The 3,719-nt window shown below is 68.6% G+C and carries 2 protein-coding genes and 1 pseudogene; 2 read left to right on the forward strand and 1 reads right to left on the reverse strand.

Going from position 1 to position 3,719, the window contains the following annotated elements:
- The first annotated feature begins 247 nt into the window (after positions 1 to 247).
- Both G3O00_RS40780 and lnt read left to right on the forward strand, forming a co-directional pair.
- Positions 248 to 1,135: a transporter associated domain-containing protein gene (locus G3O00_RS40780; RefSeq protein WP_011353131.1), complete on the forward strand. Its 888-nt coding sequence runs from the start codon at positions 248 to 250 to the stop codon at positions 1,133 to 1,135.
- Between the two features lie 52 nt (positions 1,136 to 1,187).
- Positions 1,188 to 2,876: an apolipoprotein N-acyltransferase gene (lnt, locus tag G3O00_RS40785; protein ID WP_206146386.1), complete on the forward strand. Its 1,689-nt coding sequence runs from the start codon at positions 1,188 to 1,190 to the stop codon at positions 2,874 to 2,876.
- A gap of 88 nt (positions 2,877 to 2,964) precedes the next feature.
- Here the strand turns inward: lnt and G3O00_RS40790 are convergent.
- Positions 2,965 to 3,719 (reverse strand): annotated as a pseudogene (locus tag G3O00_RS40790) (hypothetical protein); the annotation flags it as partial.

Here is a 3,719-nt window from a genome sequence, read left to right on the forward strand (position 1 = left end):
TCGTTTCCCGCGTCACGGCGCCCCGCCCCTTCCGCACCCGTTTTTTGCCGCCGCTGCCCCGCCGCCCTTTTCTGAGATAGGATGGAACCGAGGACGATGTCGCGCCCGGCGCGCCCGTCCGCTAGCGGGGCCCGCGCGAGCTGCCCACCCTGGCCGTGCGGCCGGTGTGACACGGTCGCGTCGTGGCCTTGGTGTATCCTTGCCTACTCCGTGACAGCGCGCTCCGGCATGACCCGGGCGCACCACCATGAACGATTCGTATCCCAGTCGTAAGCCAACCGACAAACCGCAAGAAAAGCGCTCGCTGCTCGAGCGCCTGACCGACTTCATCTCGCCCGAGCCCGAATCCCGCGGCGAGCTGCTGGAAATCCTCCAGGACGCCCACGAGCGCAACCTGATCGACGCCGATTCGCTGTCGATGATCGAAGGCGTGTTCCAGGTATCCGACCTGTGCGCCCGCGACATCATGGTGCCGCGCGCGCAGATGGACGCGATCAACATCGCCGACAAGCCTGAAGATTTCATCCCGTTCGTCCTCGAGAAGGCGCACTCGCGCTACCCCGTGTACGAGGAGAACCGCGACAACGTCATCGGCGTGCTGCTCGCGAAGGATCTGCTGCGTTTCTATGCCGAAGAGGAATTCGACGTGCGCGGGATGCTGCGCCCGGCCGTGTTCATTCCCGAATCGAAGCGCCTGAACGTGCTGCTGCACGACTTCCGCGTGAACCGCAACCACCTCGCGATCGTCGTCGACGAATACGGCGGTGTCGCGGGCCTGATCACGATCGAGGACGTGCTCGAACAGATCGTCGGCGACATCGAGGACGAATACGACTTCGACGAGGAGGCCGGCAACATCATCTCGGGGCCCGACGGCCGCTACCGCGTGCGTGCGCTTACCGAGATCGAACAGTTCAACGAGACGTTCGGCACCGATTTCCCCGACGACGAAGTCGACACGATCGGCGGGCTGATCACGCATCATTTCGGCCGCGTCCCGCATCGCGGCGAGAAGCTGCAGCTCGGCAATCTCGTGTTCGAGATCCAGCGCGGCGATGCACGCCAGGTCCACGTACTGCTGGTGCGCCGCAATCCGCTCGCCAGCCGTCGCGCCGAAGCCTCGCACGAGGACTGACCGTCGCGCGCCAGCCGCGCGTTCCACAACCGCTCGCCCACTTTCGCTTCACATGGACGATCCGATCCTGTCCCGCCCGGCTGGCGGCCTTCTCGCGCCGACACCCGGCCGCGCGCTGCCGCGCTGGCACTACCCGGCCGCGCTGCTCGCCGGCGCAGCCAATACGCTCAGCTTCGCACCGACGCCGCATGGTGGCTGGCTGCAACTCGTCGTATTCATCTGGTTTTTCGCGCAGCTCACGCGCACCGCAAGCTGGCGCAGCGCCGCGCTCACCGGTGGCGCGTTCGGCTTCGGCAACTTCATCACCGGCATCTGGTGGCTCTACATCAGCATGCACGTGTACGGCGAGATGGCCGCGCCGCTCGCGGGCGGCGCGCTCGTGCTGTTCTCGCTGTACCTGTCGCTCTACCCGGCGTTCTCCGCCGGGCTGTGGTCGTTCTGCGCGGGCCATGCGTGGCATCGCCGCACGCCCGACCCGCGGCCGTTCTCGCCGACCTGGCACGGCGCATTCGCGTTCGCGAGTGCATGGGCGCTCGGCGAATGGCTGCGCGGCACCCTGTTCACCGGCTTCCCGTGGCTCGCCAGCGGCTATCCGCAGGTCGACGGCCCGTTCGCGGGCTTCGCGGCTGTCGCCGGCGTGTACGGGATCGCGTGGGTGCTCGCGCTGTTCGCCGCGCTGGTCGTGCAGGCACTCGCCGCCGCCCGGCCGTCGCCGCTTGCCGAGCCCCGTGCCGGCAATGCGCGCGTGCGCATCGCCGCGCCGGCCGGCATCGCGGTCGCGCTGATCGCGGCCGGTCTCGGCCTGTCGCAGGTCACCTGGACCGTGCCCGCGAACAAGCCGCTCACCGTGCGGCTGCTGCAGGGCAACGTGAAGCAGGACATCAAGTTCGAGGAAGCGGGCATCGACGCGGCGATCAAGATGTACACGCAGATGATCATCGAGAAGCCGGCCGACCTGATCGTCACGCCGGAAACCGCGATCGCGGTGATGATCCAGGAGCTGCCCGAGCCGTTCGCCGTCGCGATCCGCAAGTTCAGCGACACGACGGGCTCGGCCGTGCTGTTCGGCGCGGTCGGCGCATCGGTGACCGAGGATGGCCACTACGTCGACTATACGAACAGCCTGTACGGCGTGACGCCGAATTCGCGCGACATCTATCACTACGACAAGCACCATCTCGTGCCCTTCGGCGAATTCATCCCGTGGGGCTTCCGGTGGTTCGTCGACCTGATGAAGATGCCGCTCGGCGACTTCGCGCGCGGCGCCCCCGTGCAGAAGCCGTTCCTCGTGCACAACCAGCCCGTGATGGCCGACATCTGCTACGAGGACTTGTTCGGCGAGGAAATCGCCGCGACGATCCGCGACAATCCGCAGCCGCCGGGCGTGCTCGTCAACGTGACGAACCTCGCGTGGTTCGGCGACACGATCGCGCTCGACCAGCACTTGCAGATCGCGCGGATGCGCTCGCTCGAGACGGGCCGGCCGATGCTGCGCTCGACCAACACGGGGATGACGGCCGCGATCGATGCGCACGGCCGCGTGCTCGGCCAGTTGAAGCCGTTCACGATCGGCTCGCTCGACGTGCGGATCGAAGGCACCAGCGGCTTCACGCCCTACGTGACGAGCGGCAACAACATCGTGCTCGCGGTGTCGCTCGTGCTGCTCGCGTTCGGCTTCACGTTCGGCCCCGGGCTGCGCCGGCGCAACGGCAAGAAGAACGGCGACGACCAGCCGGAATGACGCAACGGCCGGCCGCTGCGCAGTGCGTGGCGGCCGCCGCCAAATCCAGCATGCAGCAGCGGCCCGTCGCCGCGAACCGGCCCGCGGCTCAGGCCTGCCGGGCCGATTGAGCCGATTGAGCCGGTTGCACCGGCTGCGCGGCCAGGCGCCGCAGGTCGCGGCTCACGTCCTCCATCACCGGCGCCCACGCGCCGAACACCGGTTGCCGGTACAGCGTCGCGGTCGGATACCACGGGCTGTCGTTGCGTTCGAGCAGCCACGGCCAGTGCGGATTCACGTCGAGCAGCACCCAGGTGCGCGCGCCGAGCGCGCCCGCCAGGTGCGCGACCGACGTGCAGACGGTGATCACCAGATCCAGCGCGCCGATGAACGCGGCCGTGTCGTCGAAGCTCGTCAGTTCCGCCGTGACATCCTCGATCGCGAAGCCGGCCGCGCGCGCCGCCGCCACATCCGCGTCCGCGCCCGGCTGCAGCGAATAAAACGCGACGCCGTCGATCCCGCGGAATGCATCGGCATAGCGCTCGAGCCCGACACGCCGGAACGGGTTGCGCTGGTGCCCCGCGCTGCCCGTCCACACGAGCCCGACCTTCAGCCGGCGGTCGCCCGCGAGCCGCGCGCGCCACGCGTCGCGCGCGGGCGGATCGGCCCGCAGGTACGGCACTGACGACGCGAGCGTCGACGCTTCCAGGCCGAGCATCAGCGGCAGGCCGATCAGCGGTACTTCGTAATCGAAGGCCGGCAGCTGGTCAACGCCGCCGCCCGCGCTGAACCCATCCGCATGCGCGCCGAGGCTGCGCTGCATCAGCGTGCCCACCAGCGGGAACGTATTCCAGATGAGCCGGC

It is taken from the genome of Burkholderia sp. Ac-20384, assembly GCF_017104605.1.
In the GTDB taxonomy this organism is placed as follows: Bacteria; Pseudomonadota; Gammaproteobacteria; order Burkholderiales; family Burkholderiaceae; genus Burkholderia; species Burkholderia lata.

Coding starts and splice junctions, on each gene's coding strand:
- G3O00_RS40780 (WP_011353131.1), top strand. CDS start 248: ATGAACGATTCGTATCCCAGTCGTAAGCCAACCGACAAACCGCAAGAA.
- lnt (WP_206146386.1), top strand. CDS start 1,188: ATGGACGATCCGATCCTGTCCCGCCCGGCTGGCGGCCTTCTCGCGCCG.